Genomic DNA, 15546 nt, shown 5'->3' with positions numbered 1-15546 from the left:
ACAAATAAGAAGCAAGAAAGTCCAGAATAACCGGACTCTCTTGCTTCTTATTTGTATTCTTTGCTTTCTAACCGAAACAGGGGACTCATCGGTGTATTTTCGTGGATTCGTTTGACAGCCTCGCCCATCAGTTCTGCACAAGAAAGGTAAGACAACCGTTCTGGATGCCGTTCTTCGGCAGTCCAACAAGAATCTGTGACACAAATGTTTTCGATGACAGATTGATCAAGAATGTCTTTGGCTGGTGGTGACAATAACGCATGAGAGACGCACGCATAAATCTCACTAGCTCCTGCTTCTTTTAGCAAATCTGCTGCCTTTGACAATGTTTTGCCTGTATTCAAAATATCATCTACTAAAATACATTTTTTGCCGGCAACATCTCCAATCACATAGCCACCATCTGCCTCATCTTGATCAACGATCGCAATCGCTGTATCTAAATATTCGGCTAAACTGCGGGTCCGCTGAACTCCGCTATTTTTGGGAGAGACAACGACATATTCGTCTCCGATCATTTTTTTCTCGCGATAATAATGCGCGAAAAGCGGAATCGTAAATAGATTATCAACAGGAATATCAAAGAAGCCTTGCACCTGCACGGCATGCAGATCCAATGTCAAGATCCGTGTCGCCCCAGCTTCCACTAACATATTGGCAATCAATTTTGCCGTGATCGGCTCATGAGGATTTGCCGTCCGGTCTTGTCTTGCATACGCATAGTAGGGTAAAACCACATTAATCGTTTTGGCACTTGCACGTTTCATGGCATCGATCATGATCAACAATTCAAGATAGTGATCATTGACTGGTTCATTGGTTGATTGAATGATAAAAATATGATCGCCACGAACACTTTCCTCAATATTGATCGCGATCTCTCCATCACTAAATTGTGTTACTTTTGACTTGCCTAACTCTGTACCGAAAACTTTTGCAATTTTCTCGGCTAACGGTCTGTTGCCGTTCAAACTGAAAATCTTCAATGAACTATCTTTATAACTTTCGCCCATGTCTGCCTCCAAGTGAAGTGAATTGTTTCTTTTATTCTAGCACATTATAGGTGCTTTTTTCATTAAATTAATTTAAGGTAACGAGACGGTTCCGTTAATCCAGCTGGCTGGAATCACTTGATTGTAATTCCCCCAGTTGTCATGAACTTTTAGATAACGTCCGGTCTCTGTTTCTAAATAAGCATATGCGACTACCCAGTGATTGCCGTAGGTACTTCCTAAAGGCTTCAAGAGACCAACGATCACCGGTTTGCCTTGATCGATCCGTTTGCAGGCTCGCTGCCAGCCGCCGAAAACTGTGGCACGCCCCCGATAAGGTAGATCAAAATGAGTGAAAAAGCGTGATAGTCCATGAGCCACCTGCCAAGCAATCGTTGGCAATCCATGAGGTTGAATCAAGAGCCGCAAGATGTCAGTCAGTGCGCCCGGCTGCAGCTGATTTTTCCTTCTCACTGTTTTAGGGATGATCTGCTCATCGATATAATCTTGATAATAAGCCAAAAACACGGTGGCAGCATAAGTTCCGCACAAATAGCCGGAAGGTGTTACCCAAGATTTGTAGCGGCGGAATCGTTCTTCTGGTATTCCCTGCCAAGTATCTATGTTCTCTCTTTCTTCCATCGCCATTCCTCCTTACCAAAGTATATCTTAATAGTACCACGGGAATCAGCCGGTTTAGACACTAAGGAACTTTTTCGTTAAGAAAAAAACAAACTTTTTTTGCGTACTGGAAAATTTTGTTCCATAATAGGAGAAAGCATAAAAAGGAGCGAAGCATATGACAACATTATTAAAAGATGATTTTTATGATTATGTGAATGGCGATTGGTTGGAATCAGCGGTGATCCCTGCGGATAAACCGGCAACTGGAGGTTTTCAAGATCTGGTAGACGGAATCGATCAGTTGATGATGGCTGAGTTCAAGAATATGGCGGCAGATCCTTTAGCAATTCCTAAAGGAAAAATGAAAGACGCCGTTGCTTTCTATCGCTTAGCAAGCGATTTTGCTACCCGTGATGAAAACGCAGGTCAAGAAGTTTTGCCGATTTTGGCAAAAATCGAAACCCTTGCGTCTTATGACGAGTTAAATGCACAGCTACCTGAATTCATTCTTAACGGCATCCAACTACCATTTGCTTTCGATATCGACTCCGATATGAAAAACGCGAAAATGAATACACTGTTGGCCTATCCGCCAGCAACGATCTTGCCTGACAAAACATATTATACTGACCACCCGCAGGCAGAAGAGTTACTACAAGTTTTCTTCGACAATGCTGTTGCGCTCTTAACGAAATTAGGGAAATCACAATCCGAAGCAGAGTCGTTGGTAGAACAAACACTGGCTTTTGATAAATTGATTGCTCCTCATGTTCGCAGCGCGGAAGAAAATGCCGATTACAGCAAAAATTACAATCCGCAAAGTCTAGATACCTTTGCACAGCATTCGGCGCAACTCGACTTCAAAAAGACATTAACCGCTTTATTAAATGCCGAACCAAAAGAGCTGATCGTGACTGAGCCTGAGTACTTTGAGGCATTCGATATCATTGTCTCTCCTACCCACTTTGATTTATTGAAAAGCTGGATGATCGTTCATCAAAGTTTGCGCTACACTGGATATCTTAGTGAAGAACTACGCCAACTCGGCGGAGCCTACAATCGGTACCTCTCTGGCGTTGATGAAGCGATGCCTAAAGAAAAAGCCGCCTATTATCTGACGATTGGCCAATTTAGTCAAGTCGTCGGTGATTATTATGGTCGCAAGTATTTTGGTGAAAAAGCGAAAAATGATGTAAAACATATGGTGGAAACGATGATCGGCGTCTATCAAGATCGTTTGACCAGCAATACTTGGCTCAGCGAGCATACCAAACAAAAAGCAATCGTTAAATTAAATAAACTAGGAATCCATGTCGGTTATCCAGACAAAATCCCAGCTATCTATGATCGACTGCACACAGACCCTGATGCATCATTGTTACAAAATGCACTACGTTTTGGACGTATCTTCCGGGAAGATCTTTTTAGCAAATGGCAAAAACCGGTCGATCGCGAGGAGTGGGAAATGTCTGCAGCAACAGTCAATGCCTACTATCATCCTTTCAAGAATGTGATCGTCTTCCCAGCAGCTATTTTACAAGCACCATTTTACAGTCTGTCTCAATCAGCAAGTGCCAATTATGGTGGGATCGGTGCAGTGATCGCTCATGAGATTTCCCATGCTTTTGATAATAACGGAGCCAAATTTGACGAATTCGGCAACCTGAATAATTGGTGGACAGCAGAGGACCTGGCCCATTTTGAGACATTGGCTCAAGAAATGATCAATGAATTCGACGGCTTGCCATTTGCTGGTGGAACGGTCAATGGCACCTTGACAGTATCGGAAAATATTGCCGATGCTGGTGGATTAAGCTGTGCACTAGAAGCAGCAGAAAAAGAAACTGACGTCTCACTAGAAGACTTCTTTATCAATTGGGCAAAAATTTGGCGCACAAAAGCCAAAGAACAATATCAACAGTTGCTGCTGGCCATTGATGTTCATGGCCCTGCCAAGTTACGGGCCAACATCCAAGTTCAAAACATCGATTCCTTCTTCACTACTTTCGGTATTGAACCGGGAGATGGCATGTACCGGGCTCCTGAAGACCGTGTTCAAATCTGGTAAGATACAGCTTGCTACGAGGCATTTGTTACGAACTGTTTGGTTATGAATCATTGGTCCATTTGTTGATGCAACTTTAAAAAAAAAAAAGAGGATTCACCTCACATCATTAGCCAAAGTAGTTCAGAAATACAATCAGCCGCCACCTTCATCAAAAGATACAATATTAAGACCGCCCCCGAAAAGTTAGCTGTTTGCTGCTAACTTTTCGGGGGCGGTGATTTTATTTTCCTAGTGCTTTTTTGATCATTTCGATTAGAGAATCAAATTGGGAATGGTCCTTTACGACTTGGTCAGCATGATGCCGGTTGCTTCTATCTTTCATAAAGTCCATGAGTTGATCTTTATCTTGAATGCCTAGTTTTGTCATCAATGCTTCCACATTTTCAAAATCGGTATACTTTTGCATGAACGTATCATTCAAAATCTTGTCAACATCCAATTCACCGCTTTTATAGGACTGATACAATCCTGTCAATTCACTGAAACTAAACTGTTCTTTTAATTGATCCATAAATCCCATTACACTCAGCTCCTTTTTTTAAAGAATAGTAGCCCCTAATGTCTGCTCAAAGTGGCGCAACGCCCATTCATGACCGACTGGATCGAAACTTGCGACAGCATCTTTGAAAATAAATAATCGATACCCAAGGTTATACGCATCGACAGCCGTATGCAAGATACAGATATCTGTACAGACACCAGTCAAATAAAGTGCAGTAATGCCCCGTTCCCGTAAACGAATGTCAAGATCTGTCCCACTAAACGCCGAGTAGTGGCGCTTATCGATCCAGTAAACATTTTCTTTTTCTTTGTGATCTTCATACACTGCAGCTAGTGTCCCGTAGAGATTCCGTCCCTCTGACCCTGCCAGATTATGAGAAGGAAACAACTGATTTTCTGGATGATAAGGATCTTCTGCTTCATGGCGATCAATGGCAAAGACAACAAAATCCCCTTGATCGATAAATCGTTGGGTATGATCTACTAATGTTGTTTCAATCGCTTGACCCGCTTGACCGGTCGTCAAACGACCAGTATCAGCTACAAAATCGACCGTATAATCAATTGAGAGTAATGCGTTCATTTGTGATCTCCTCCAATTTTATTTCAGCTTTTTAACAAAGGCGAGCACCATTTCTGCAGAGCGCTTGCCGGCTTCCAAAATGAATTCGTCAAAGGAAACTGTTGCAGCATGATCCGCAGTGTCACTGATGGCTCTTACGACAAGGAAAGGAATATTGAATTGCTTCGCTGTTTGGGCGATCGCAGCACCTTCCATCTCGCAAGCCAAAGCGTCTGGGAAGTGCCTTAGGATTTCTTGTACTTTACGTCCGTCATTGATAAAGCTGTCCCCTGTTACGATCAAGCCATTTTTTACATTGTGATTCGTTGCTTCTGCGGCTTTGGTCATTTCGCCGATCAAGTAACGACTGGCCTCGAAATACAAAGGCATTCCCCCTGGGAGTTGCCCATATGTATACCCAAATCCAGTAACATCTACATCGAAATAAGCTAGTTTTTCTGAAATCACAAGGTCGCCAACAGCTAAACCAGCACCGATTCCCCCAGCAGATCCAGTATTGATCACCATGTTGACCCCATATTGCTGAATCAGCAAACTTGTTGTCAGTGAAGCGGCAACTTTCCCGATTCCAGATCGAACAACGATCACTTCATGATTGCCGATACTGCCGGAAATAAATAGTGCTCCAGCTCGCTCCCAAGATAAGGGAGCTTCCAATGCTTCCCGCAACATCTTAATTTCTTCATCCATTGCACCGATAATACCAATTTTCATCTTGTAGCCTCCTGACGATCCTATACATTATATCTTAATAAAAGATCATTTTTTCTCCTTTTATGATAAACTAGTTTTACTCAAAGGAACAGTTTTTTGTCAGACCATTAAGGAGGTTTTTATGTCTGAGATTTTTAATAAAATGGCCGACCATTACGATACACCCCCAAGGATTGCTCTAGCTGAAAAGATTACAGCAGCAGTAAGACCCCAACTGATGAATGCCCGTGAACAAATTCTTATTGATTATGGCGGCGGAACAGGTCTTGTTAGTTTACCGCTGGCCCCTTTAGTCAAGCAACTGCAGATTTGGGATACTGCGGAGGGCATGCTGGCGATCGTTGATCAGAAGGTCACCCAGCAAGGGCTGACAAATGTTTCTGGATCACTCCACGATTTAACGAAGGAGTCCATTCATGAAGAAGCAGATATCGTTCTGTTATCGCTGGTAATGCTTCATATTCCCGACACAGAACATTTACTGCAGCAACTTTATCAATTGTTAAAACCCGGCGGACGTTTGTTCATCGTTGATTTCAATAAAAACCAATCCGTCTCACATCCTAAAGTACACAATGGATTTGAGCAAGACACGCTGCTCCAACTAGCAGAATCAGTAGGTTTTGATTCAGTAAGTTATGAAACATTTTTTGAAGGTCCACAGTTGTTTATGGGGCAAGATGCTGCTCTTTTTCTATATAGCGCTGCTAAGCCATCCCAGCCATAAAACAAAAAAACCAGCATGCTGAGCGCTGATGCTCTGCGTGCTGGTTTTTGATTAGATACATGTGCTGATCAACGAATTAAACCCGATTAATCGTGTTCCTTAAAGCAAAAAGATCGCTAATGCAACTACGATCAGCAGCAATGCCACTACCACGATTGCTTTGATCAAAAAAGTATTCAAGTTGCGGGACTTCTGATTTTCTCCTGCTCTCGTTTTAGTGATCGCTTTATTTTTTTTACGGACTTTCCGATAATGATTGTCGATTTGCTTTTCTTTTTGCTTCCACTCTTTGTTTGCTTGCTTAGCAACGATCTTTTGGTTTCGCTCAGAAGCAGCCATTTCTTCTTCACGACGTCGACGCAATTCAGAGCGGGTGATCAGTGGTTCTTTAGGCACGGCTGTTCCTCCGTTTCAATTCTAAAAGCTCCCAAAACTGAATCGCAAAAATCGTTTTTGCATCACAGATCGTTCCATCTGCGATTGCTGCTTTGGCTTCTTTCATTGTCAATTCATACACTTCCAATACTTCATCCTCATCTTGAGGCAGCGGGTTCTCTACTTTTTGTAATTGTTTCGCGTGAAACAAATGCAGCACTTCATTAGCAAAGCCCGGGGAAAGGTACATCGAATGCACATGTTCCAACGTTGATGCTCGGTAGCCGGTTTCCTCTTCTAATTCACGAGCACCAGTCAATTCGGGCTGTGCACCTTCTCCTGGATCGATCTTGCCTGCCGGAATCTCTAAAATGACTTTCTCTAATGGCTTGCGAAACTGGCGGACAAAAATCATTTTATTTTCTTCCGTCACAGCGATCACTGCAACACCGCCTGGATGAAAGACCAACTCTCGTTTGCTAGTACCGCCATTTGGTAATGCGACATCATCAACAACGACATCAATGATTTTTCCATGAAAAATCTCGTTTCTGGCAATCGTTTTTTCTTCAAAATCTTTATAGGTTAACATTTTTTCACCTGACCTTTAACGTCTTTTCTACAAAATACTTTAGCATAGTTTCTCAAAAATATCTCCTTAAGAAAGAGCAAGAAAGATTATGATTTTACTAAATATCGGAAAATCCACCCCAAGTCTGATATTTTTCTACTAGTGAACATGCTAAAATAAGGATGTCGAACAATCCCTATATTACTTGTCCAAAGAATTTTAGGAGGAGGAAAAATGAAAAAAAATATTTGGCTGATCGTTTCTGCGATCGCTGTAATCACACTTTTTGCCTTTATCAGTTCCACAGGCACTGATTTATTTACTGTCTTGTTGCTGATCGTTGGCGCGATTCTGGTATTTATCGGTCTGAAGGGGCGTAAGGTAGAAGCAAATCCCAATGTGTTACCTATACTGACGAAAGAAAAAGAAGCGCATTACTTGAAAAGCGGTATGTCTCCAAGTGAAATCGAACTGTTCCGAGAAACCATGAATCAAACCAAACAACAGATCGAGCATTTACAAAAAAACATCAACCGCAGCAATAAATTAAAAGCGATCGACTTGCGTCATGATGCATTACGCGCTTCGAAAGCACTGTTCAAAGAGTTGGTCAAAGAACCGACGAAATTACATTCGGCGAGTCATTTTCTTTACACCCATTTGCCGAACATGGTTGATTTGACAGACAAATTCATTGAGATCAATGAACATGAGATCAAAAGCCGTGAAACCTATGAAAAAATCGAAGAAAGCACTCAAATCATTGAACAAATGGCCTCGTTGATCGCTAAAGATTATCAGCAGTTTGTGGCAGATGATTTAGATGATCTTGATATCGAGTTATCCATTGCCAAACAAAGCATAAAACGAGATAATGAATAGGGATGGATTCCTTTGCTCGATCTTCGAATGAAGCGATCCAAAAAAAAATCTAGCCCAGGCTAGATTTTTTTCGAAACAAGACTTAGGAGGAGTTAGAATGACGGAGACACCAAATCAAGTTAAACCAGTAAACGATACTCTTGATGATCTATTGAATAATCCATTTGCAACCCCTGTCGATACATTGACGACAACCCAGCAGGCAGAGATCAATGCCTTGCAAGAACAACAAAAAGCCTCTCGCTTAATTGATAAATTACCACCTGAGCGACAAGCACAGGCACAAGAGTTAGCGAATAAGATTGATCCAACCGACCAACAAGCAGTCATTACCTATGGCGCAGCTGCTCAAACCAAGCTGGGAGAATTCTCTCAATCGATGCTGAATCATGTGCAAGCAGCAGATATCGGACCTGTCGGTGATTCATTGACAGAGTTGATGTATCGTCTGCAAGAAGCTAATCCAGATGAATTACGGGCAGGAGAAGGCAATCTCTTCAAACGGATGTTTGGCAAAGTCAAACAATCGATTTTTGAGATCACCGCTAAATACCAAAAAATCGGTGCTCAAATCGATAAAATCGCTGTTAAATTAGACAAAGAAAAAGACGGTCTGTTAAAAGACAATTTGATGTTGGAACAGCTTTACCAAAAAAACAAAGATTACTTCGATGCATTGAATATCTATATTGCTGCCGGTGAGTTAAAAATGCAAGAACTACAAACAACGATTATTCCTGAAGCAATGAAAAAAGCACAAGAAACGAATGATCAGATGGATGTACAGATCGCCAATGACTATACGCAATTTTTGGATCGCTTAGATAAGCGGACCCATGACTTGCGCTTGGCCCGTCAGATCACGATCCAACAAGCACCACAGATCCGTTTGATCCAAAATACCAACCAAGCATTAGCAGAAAAGATTCAGGCATCTGTCAATACAGCGATTCCTTTATGGAAAAACCAAGTCGTTATCGCACTGACTTTATTGCGTCAAAAAGATGCGGTTACTGCACAACGCCAAGTTTCGGAAACAACGAATGATCTCTTACGTAAGAACTCTGAAATGCTGAAGGTCTCTGCGATCGAAACAGCTAAAGAAAACGAACGAGGAATCGTTGATATCGAAACGCTGCAAAAAACGCAAAACGATCTTGTCGAAACAATTCAGGAAACATTGCGTATCCAAAAAGAAGGAAAAGAAAAACGCCGAGCGGCCGAAGTGGAATTGGGTCACTTGGAAGAAGACCTCAAAGATCGCTTGTTAGACTTGACTGGAAACAAATAATTCAGGCAGACGCAATACTGTTTTCTATTAGCTGAACGAGCCTCTGGGAATCTCTCAGGGGCTCGTTTTTTACAGTGTCATCACTTTTGGTTTCCTGCCAAGACATGAACAAAAACAAGAGCGTTAGCAAACACTAACGCTCTTGCTGGTTTTCTTCATTCAATGCACTGTTGCGGTACCCATAGATAAAATAGATCAGCAAACCAATGACGATCGTAATACCAAAAACGATCCAAGTGGCTGTCTGCAATCGCGTCATCAAGAACAAACAGCTAGCAACAGAAACTAATGGCAAGACTGGCACAAGCGGCACCTTGAATTCCCCTTTTTTGGGCATGCCCATCATTTTACGCAGCTTGATGATCCCCAACGACATTAAGATCAAGTAGGCCAATGCCACGATATTCGTTAATTCTGCCAAAATATTCAATGGAAAAGCTGCGGCAAAAAAGAAGGCGACGACTCCAGCTGCATAAGTCGCTTTTTTCGGTGTCTTATGCTTAGGATCAATTTTTTGCAATGATTTTGGCAACAAGCCATCCTTACTGATAGCATAAAGCAAACGTGCTAATGAGTACATCATGGAAATCGTCACTGTCAGCAGCGTTAAAATGGCACCCACCGAAATCACCGAACCAACTACGCCGTGATCGATATATCGCATGGCAAAAGCTACCGGATCATTGACATTCAATTCTGTAAAGGGAACGATTCCAGTCAAAATCAGCGTGACCACGATATACAATAAGGTAGCGATCGCAATTGAACCGATAATTCCCCGGGGCACATCTTTTTTCGGATTTTCAACTTCTTCCGCAGCCATTGCGACCGCATCAAAGCCCAAAAAAGCAAAGAAAACAAGTGCCGCCCCATTAAAGACGCCCGAAAATCCGAAAGGCATGAACGGCTGCCAGTTGCTTGGCTTCACAAAAAATACCCCAAAAAAGATAAAAAGCGCAATGATCCCGAATTTGACCCAAACCATAGCATTGTTCAATCGCAAGGCTTTTTTGGCTTCTTGACTTACCCAAATCGTCACAAAAATGATCACTAATCCTGCAATCAGATCAATGTACGTTCCTTCGCCAGGATTATAGCCAGCAGTCAGCGCTTTTGGCAGATGCACACCGATACTTGTCAAGAACCCTTGGACATAACCGGACCAGCCAGAGGCCACCGAAGATACTGCCAACATAAACTCGCATAGCAGAAACCAGCCAGCGAGCCATGCAACAAATTCGCCAAATACAACATACACATACGAATAGGCACCGCCTAATACAGGGATACGGGAAGCAAACTCCGCAAAAGAGAGCCCTGATAAGATAACGACAAAAGCCGCTAAGACAAATGACAAGATCAATGCTGGCCCTGCATATACAGCAGAAGCCACACCGGTCACAACAAAAATCCCTGTGCCGATGATTGCGCCAATACCCAACATGATCAAGTCTTTCAATTTCAAATCTTTTTTCAAATGACTAACGGGACTGGCTTCAATAGTTTTTTTACGAAATAAATCCATAAATCCTCCTAAATTTCACTACTTATGCAGCTTTCATATACCCTAGAAGGATACCACCAAAAATAACAAGCAAGCAACCAAAAACCACATATTTGAACTCTTTTTTGGTTTTTTTCTCCCCTAATAAGAATATGCCTCCCAGTGTAGAGATAATAATCCCCATCTGTGACAGCGAGAAACCCACGGCCAGTCCGATCTGTTGAACTGTTATCAACATACAAACATTTCCTATTCCCCACAACAATCCTGATAATGTATTCTTCCAGACCGCCCGATTGACTTTGGTTTTTCTTAGAGCAAAGAAACTAGCGCCAATCAGCATGCCTATACTCTGAGGCAAGATAATTGCCAATGGGTCAATTCCCGCCCAAGTAATAATGATTGTGTAAGCACCATAGCCAATTGTTGAGGAAATCAACGAACGAAAGCCTCTAGGAAAATCCAACATCTTGTTTTCTGTCTCAGGCATTTGTTCCCCGTCTTGTCGTGCGGTCAAATAGGCACCAGTTACTAATAAAATCAATGCGGTGATTCCCAACAAATAGTCTCGTGATTGCGTCCATTCGCCAAAAAAAAGGGCACCAGCAATTGTATTTAAGATCAATTGCATACCAGTAGATAACGGAAGCCCCACCGAAACGCCCAGATATTTCATTCCATGAAATTGACCATTTTGACCAACTGACCAGCAAAGTCCTGACAGCAAACCAATCACTACGATCCAGCCATCAATCGTCGGCATAGTGACAAAGAAAACAATCAGTGAAAAAAGGAATGCACCAATTGTCATTCCTAATGTCTGTTGATTCGCATCCCCACCTAATTTTCCACTGACCAATCCGATACTGCCCCAGGCAAACATCGGTATTAAAGCAAATACTATACTCATCTTATCCATCCTTATCATTCAATTTGACACACAAGGTTCAGTGTATCAGTGAAAACGGTATAGAGACAAGAACTAAATGGTATTTCTCAAAAAATCATTAGCGATTTTCTTGATAGTAGCTTAGCAGAGGGAAGTAAAGCGTGACGGTTGTCCCTTCTCCTACAACCGATGAAATCGTTAACTCAATTCCTAATTCTTTGGCCAGATTCTTGGCTAAATAGAGCCCTAACCCTGTCGAGTGCATATCAGTCTTCCGACCATTCTCACCAGTAAATCCCTTATCAAAGACTCGCCTTAGATCTTCTGCCGGAATACCGATTCCAGAATCTTCTACCGAAAGACGCGTTCCTTGCCCATCTTTTTGGATTTGGACAATGATTCGCCCATTTTCCGGAGTATACTTCAACGCATTACTGAGGATTTGCCGAAAAATAAAACTCAGCCATTTGCCGTCAGTTAATACTTGCTGGTCTCCCCCTTTAATCGCATAGTGAATATTCTTCTGAATGAACACGTTGGCTTGACTGCGAATAACCGGCTGAATCGTCGCTTTCAATGACACTTCTTGAACAAGGTAATCTTTGGAAAAACTGTCCAAACGTGCCACATACAGCACTTGTTCCACATACTCATTGATCCGATTCACTTCGTTTTCCAGTAAAATATACTTTTCATCTGGAATATCAAATTCAATCGAATTTAACAGTAAGCGCGTCGCTGCCAAAGGTACTTTAATCTCATGGACCCAAGAATCAATGTATTCCTTTTGCTCTTCTTGATTGCTTATCACTTGCTGCATCAAGTCTTGGTGTTCGCGAATCAGCTGATTGATATAGTTTTGAACCAGTTCTTCCTCTGATGAACGCGCACCATGAATATAGTTTTGTAAGACACTATCTGACTCATGGAATGTGAGCTTTTGCCAGAAACGACGTTTAGTAATATAAAAAACGCCCAAAAAAAGCAGTAGAACGACTGATTCCATCAAAAAAAGATAGCCAACAGTTCCCCAGTCGATGGGGAAATCAGGTGTCAGCCACATCACTAGAATCATCAGCAAGAAAAAAATCACCCAACCAATCAGAAGTAACCAGCGGTCTTTTAAGAAGGCAATGAATGACATCGGTTTGTTCATGGCACAATATACCCTTGTCCAACTTTGGTTTCGATGTAATTATCCATACCGGCTTGCTCAATCTTCCGACGCAAGCGATTGATATTGACAGTCAATGTATTGTCGTCAACAAAACGTTCATCATCCCAGAGCGCTCGCAACAGCTTTTCTCGACTAAGGATCTTCCCGTGATTCTTCATCAATATATATAATAATCGATACTCATTTTTGCTTAAATCAATTACCTCATCATTGATCTGCATGCTGCTGTTGTCGATATTCAAAGTAAGCCCATTGTGAACCAGCGTTTCGCTGTTGTTTTCGACATAGTTATAGGAACGGCGCAGCAGTGCATTGATTTTTGCAATCAAGACATCGATCTCAAATGGCTTCGTCACGAAATCATCTGCCCCCATGTTCATCGCCATGATCATATCCATATTCGTATTACGGCTTGATATAAAAATAATCGGTACTTTCGATGTCTCTCTGATTTTCTGGCACCAATAATAGCCGTCAAAAACCGGTAAATTGATGTCCAACAAAATCAATTGCGGTTCTTGCTCTTCAAAATCGTCAAAAACCTGATGAAAATCAGTTGTTCCAAATGTTTCGAATTGCCATTTTTCAAGTTCTTCGATGATCAGCTGGCGAATAACTGCTTCATCTTCTACTACCATGATTTTTGCCATCTGAATATTCCCCTCCACTTCTTTTCTTTACTTTAACAAATATCTAAATCGAAAGCGAATGATAATCCCAGCTTTAAAAAAAGCTAAAAAAACTCTCAAATCCGCCAGATCAAAAAGTTCTTTTTCTCTGACTCTCTAAGAGTTTCTTTGTCTATTCAATAATCATCGCTGCTTCTAATAATAACTTTCCAACAAATAAAACGATCCCATCTACAAACAAGACACTCATATTGACGCCCAGTAACATAGACAATCGTTCTACCACATCGATCTGCGGTCGTTTTCTCATGTATGCTATCAGAAAAAGATTCACACCATAAGTGACAGCCATGATCACTAACATAATAAATACCAACATTAACCCTTCATTCTCTATTCATTATTTTTCTAAAAATTGTTTGATTGCAGACTGATCGATCGCTTCAAACGGCAGCAAACGTTCACTGATTTCGCGGACGATCGCCGGCAAATGTCCAGGTTGGTCATTTTCGATCTGCAAGACCAATAATGGTTCATGCAAACTCAACCGCAACAAAAACCACCCTTGTCCATAAGGTGCAGAAACCTGTATACGGATGCCTTCTTCATTTTCATTGTCAATCTGCCACCCCGATGGGAGATGATGCGCTAGCGATGCGATAACCTTCTCCCCGGTTGCACGATAATCTGAATCATTGATCTTGAAACGCAATTCTTGGGTTTCAACTGGCTGTTTCAGCGCCGCGATCAAGTCTTCCAAACTGATATTTTGCGCACGAAGTGTTGGCAGCAACATCAAGATCTTCGCAATAACATATGCACCATCATCTAAAAAATAGTTTTCCTTGAATGCTGCATGTCCACTAGTTTCAATCGCCAACTGAGCATTAATGCCTTTTTCGTTAAGGGCGATCGCTTTGTTGATGACATTGCGATACCCGGAAATATAACGCACTTGATGACCACCTAGCGATTCAATAAATGTCTTTAGATGAGTGGAGGTCGGGGAATTCGTGACAATACTCGCAGCCGGATGTTCGGATAAGACGATTTTACTCAAAACAGCAATCATGTTGTTGCGGTTCAGCGGCTGTCCGCTTTTGGTCACCACAGCGGATCGATCGACATCGGTGTCAAAGATGATTCCCAAGTCTGCTTGTTCTCGTAAAACGGCTTCCGTAATACTAGCCATCGCTTCTTTATTATCCGGATTAGGAATGTGGTTAGGGAAGTGTCCATCTGGCTCCAGAAACTGTGAACCATTCGTATCTGCCCCTAACGGCACTAAAACTTGCTCTGCAAAAAAACCACCTGCGCCATTTCCAGCATCCACAATGATTTTCATTCCAGCCAATGGCTGTTCTTCTTCTGTCTGCATCCCATGACGAATTTTCGTCACCATATCTGCTGCATAGGGAGTAAGTAAGTCTCGTTGGTAATACTCGCCGAGTTGGTCAGCTGGATGAGCTTCAGGATGTGCTAAGATAAACGAGATATCTTCTTTTTCTGCACCACCAGATTTACTAAAAATCTTGATTCCATTAAAGTAATAGGGCAAATGACTGGCTGTCAGCATCACACCGGCATCACAATCAAAATCAGCAAACTGGGTACTCATAAATAGCGCGGGTGTTGTAGCCAGCCCACAATCAATAACCGTAATCCCTTCTATTCGCAATTGGTTCATAAACGCCTGCTGCAGCGTTTCACCACTTAAACGACTATCACGACCAACTGCCACTTTTAAGGGTTCCGTATATCGCTGCAGCAACCAGGTCCGCAGACCTGAAGCAATTTCTTTCACTGCATCTTCTGTTAAATCCGCTGTAAGATCTGCTGTCGAAAGCGCGATTCCACGGATATCTGAACCATTTTGCAACTTCATTCGCTTCATCTTCTCCACTCCTTTTTTGTAAACGGAAACAACTCCATTATATCAAAGGTAGCATAAAAAGAAACGCCTTTTTAGTATTTTTTACTTTTAAACAAACAATTTATGAAGCACTAAATTCGAGAAGA

At 41.9% G+C, this 15546-nt stretch carries 17 protein-coding genes; 4 read left to right on the top strand and 13 right to left on the bottom strand.

All coding sequences use genetic code 11. The annotated features are described in order from the left end of the window. Positions 1-47 precede the first annotated feature (47 nt). Together IGJ45_RS01485 and IGJ45_RS01480 are read right to left on the bottom strand one after the other, a co-directional pair. A complete protein-coding gene (locus IGJ45_RS01485) occupies positions 48-1013 on the bottom strand; it encodes a ribose-phosphate diphosphokinase (protein WP_005472824.1) in 966 nt (321 codons plus the stop codon). Between the two features lie 72 nt (positions 1014-1085). Continuing rightward, positions 1086-1634, bottom strand: a complete 549-nt coding sequence (locus tag IGJ45_RS01480) for a C39 family peptidase (protein ID WP_005472825.1) — start codon at positions 1632-1634, stop codon at positions 1086-1088. A 157-nt stretch (positions 1635-1791) separates the two neighbouring features. Here IGJ45_RS01480 and IGJ45_RS01475 point away from each other — a divergent pair, with 157 nt between their 5' ends. After that, entirely contained in the window at positions 1792-3684 is a 1893-nt protein-coding gene (locus tag IGJ45_RS01475) for a M13 family metallopeptidase (protein ID WP_005472826.1), read from the top strand. 220 nt (positions 3685-3904) lie between these two features. Here the strand turns inward: IGJ45_RS01475 and IGJ45_RS01470 are convergent, their stop codons facing one another. Genes IGJ45_RS01470 through IGJ45_RS01460 form a run of 3 tightly spaced genes read right to left on the bottom strand, consistent with a single transcriptional unit; the run spans position 3905 to position 5482 of the window. After that, a complete protein-coding gene (locus IGJ45_RS01470) occupies positions 3905-4204 on the bottom strand; it encodes a hypothetical protein (protein ID WP_081131421.1) in 300 nt (99 codons plus the stop codon). 18 nt (positions 4205-4222) lie between these two features. After that, positions 4223-4768: a cysteine hydrolase family protein gene (locus IGJ45_RS01465; protein ID WP_311828396.1), complete on the bottom strand. Its 546-nt coding sequence runs from the start codon at positions 4766-4768 to the stop codon at positions 4223-4225. 18 nt (positions 4769-4786) lie between these two features. Continuing rightward, entirely contained in the window at positions 4787-5482 is a 696-nt protein-coding gene (locus IGJ45_RS01460; protein WP_060813139.1) for a 5'-methylthioadenosine/adenosylhomocysteine nucleosidase, read from the bottom strand. 22 nt (positions 5483-5504) lie between these two features. Between IGJ45_RS01460 and IGJ45_RS01455 the strand changes: the two genes are divergently transcribed. Further along, positions 5505-6209, top strand: a complete 705-nt coding sequence (locus IGJ45_RS01455; RefSeq protein ID WP_306297876.1) for a class I SAM-dependent methyltransferase — start codon at positions 5505-5507, stop codon at positions 6207-6209. Between the two features lie 99 nt (positions 6210-6308). Here IGJ45_RS01455 and macP read toward each other — a convergent pair whose 3' ends face one another. Continuing rightward, positions 6309-6605 carry a cell wall synthase accessory phosphoprotein MacP gene (gene macP, locus IGJ45_RS01450; RefSeq protein ID WP_003128486.1) on the bottom strand — a complete coding sequence of 99 codons (297 nt, stop codon included), beginning with the start codon at positions 6603-6605 and terminating at the stop codon, positions 6309-6311. Further along, positions 6598-7176 (bottom strand): NUDIX hydrolase, encoded by a 579-nt coding sequence (locus IGJ45_RS01445; protein ID WP_081131423.1) that lies wholly within the window; start codon positions 7174-7176, stop codon positions 6598-6600. Before IGJ45_RS01445 ends, macP begins: the two co-directional genes overlap by 8 nt. Positions 7177-7389: 213 nt before the next feature. On the opposite strand from IGJ45_RS01445, the gene IGJ45_RS01440 reads away from it, so the two are divergent. Continuing rightward, on the top strand, positions 7390-8037 hold the full coding sequence (locus IGJ45_RS01440; RefSeq protein WP_003128484.1) for a 5-bromo-4-chloroindolyl phosphate hydrolysis family protein: 648 nt from the start codon (positions 7390-7392) through the stop codon (positions 8035-8037). A 97-nt stretch (positions 8038-8134) separates the two neighbouring features. Beyond that, positions 8135-9328 (top strand): toxic anion resistance protein, encoded by a 1194-nt coding sequence (locus IGJ45_RS01435; RefSeq protein WP_003128483.1) that lies wholly within the window; start codon positions 8135-8137, stop codon positions 9326-9328. Between the two features lie 133 nt (positions 9329-9461). Here IGJ45_RS01435 and IGJ45_RS01430 read toward each other — a convergent pair whose 3' ends face one another. The 6 genes from IGJ45_RS01430 to IGJ45_RS01405 all read right to left on the bottom strand — a co-directional run bounded on the left by IGJ45_RS01430 (position 9462) and on the right by IGJ45_RS01405 (position 15421). Further along, positions 9462-10853: an APC family permease gene (locus IGJ45_RS01430; protein WP_081131424.1), complete on the bottom strand. Its 1392-nt coding sequence runs from the start codon at positions 10851-10853 to the stop codon at positions 9462-9464. 22 nt (positions 10854-10875) lie between these two features. After that, positions 10876-11742, bottom strand: coding sequence for a GRP family sugar transporter (locus IGJ45_RS01425; protein WP_003128481.1), 867 nt, complete (start codon positions 11740-11742; stop codon positions 10876-10878). 97 nt (positions 11743-11839) lie between these two features. Further along, positions 11840-12865: a two-component system sensor histidine kinase SapS gene (gene sapS / locus IGJ45_RS01420; protein WP_041119852.1), complete on the bottom strand. Its 1026-nt coding sequence runs from the start codon at positions 12863-12865 to the stop codon at positions 11840-11842. 8 nt (positions 12866-12873) lie between these two features. Further along, complete coding sequence (sapR, locus tag IGJ45_RS01415; protein WP_003128479.1) at positions 12874-13548, bottom strand: two-component system response regulator SapR; 675 nt, start codon at positions 13546-13548, stop codon at positions 12874-12876. Between the two features lie 151 nt (positions 13549-13699). Beyond that, complete coding sequence (locus IGJ45_RS01410; protein WP_003128478.1) at positions 13700-13906, bottom strand: hypothetical protein; 207 nt, start codon at positions 13904-13906, stop codon at positions 13700-13702. A 21-nt stretch (positions 13907-13927) separates the two neighbouring features. Next, on the bottom strand, positions 13928-15421 hold the full coding sequence (locus IGJ45_RS01405) for a phosphoglucomutase (protein WP_005472834.1): 1494 nt from the start codon (positions 15419-15421) through the stop codon (positions 13928-13930). Positions 15422-15546: the final 125 nt, after the last annotated feature.

The sequence above is a fragment of the Enterococcus sp. DIV0574 genome, from assembly GCF_051711125.1.
Lineage (GTDB): Bacteria > Bacillota > Bacilli > Lactobacillales > Enterococcaceae > Enterococcus_D > Enterococcus_D gallinarum.
The sequence above is the reverse complement of the archived record's forward strand: the minus strand, read 5'-3'. Positions and strand labels throughout refer to the sequence as shown.

Excerpts from the sequence above, each read along its gene's own strand:
- IGJ45_RS01435 (WP_003128483.1), top strand. The coding sequence starts at position 8,135 with ATGACGGAGACACCAAATCAAGTTAAACCAGTAAACGATACTCTTGAT.
- sapS (WP_041119852.1), bottom strand. The coding sequence starts at position 12,865 with ATGTCATTCATTGCCTTCTTAAAAGACCGCTGGTTACTTCTGATTGGT.
- IGJ45_RS01405 (WP_005472834.1), bottom strand. The coding sequence starts at position 15,421 with ATGAAGCGAATGAAGTTGCAAAATGGTTCAGATATCCGTGGAATCGCG.
- IGJ45_RS01475 (WP_005472826.1), top strand. The coding sequence starts at position 1,792 with ATGACAACATTATTAAAAGATGATTTTTATGATTATGTGAATGGCGAT.
- IGJ45_RS01430 (WP_081131424.1), bottom strand. The coding sequence starts at position 10,853 with ATGGATTTATTTCGTAAAAAAACTATTGAAGCCAGTCCCGTTAGTCAT.
- IGJ45_RS01440 (WP_003128484.1), top strand. The coding sequence starts at position 7,390 with ATGAAAAAAAATATTTGGCTGATCGTTTCTGCGATCGCTGTAATCACA.
- IGJ45_RS01470 (WP_081131421.1), bottom strand. The coding sequence starts at position 4,204 with ATGGGATTTATGGATCAATTAAAAGAACAGTTTAGTTTCAGTGAATTG.
- IGJ45_RS01425 (WP_003128481.1), bottom strand. The coding sequence starts at position 11,742 with ATGAGTATAGTATTTGCTTTAATACCGATGTTTGCCTGGGGCAGTATC.
- IGJ45_RS01445 (WP_081131423.1), bottom strand. The coding sequence starts at position 7,176 with ATGTTAACCTATAAAGATTTTGAAGAAAAAACGATTGCCAGAAACGAG.
- IGJ45_RS01410 (WP_003128478.1), bottom strand. The coding sequence starts at position 13,906 with ATGTTGGTATTTATTATGTTAGTGATCATGGCTGTCACTTATGGTGTG.
- IGJ45_RS01460 (WP_060813139.1), bottom strand. The coding sequence starts at position 5,482 with ATGAAAATTGGTATTATCGGTGCAATGGATGAAGAAATTAAGATGTTG.
- sapR (WP_003128479.1), bottom strand. The coding sequence starts at position 13,548 with ATGGCAAAAATCATGGTAGTAGAAGATGAAGCAGTTATTCGCCAGCTG.
- IGJ45_RS01465 (WP_311828396.1), bottom strand. The coding sequence starts at position 4,768 with ATGAACGCATTACTCTCAATTGATTATACGGTCGATTTTGTAGCTGAT.
- IGJ45_RS01480 (WP_005472825.1), bottom strand. The coding sequence starts at position 1,634 with ATGGAAGAAAGAGAGAACATAGATACTTGGCAGGGAATACCAGAAGAA.
- IGJ45_RS01485 (WP_005472824.1), bottom strand. The coding sequence starts at position 1,013 with ATGGGCGAAAGTTATAAAGATAGTTCATTGAAGATTTTCAGTTTGAAC.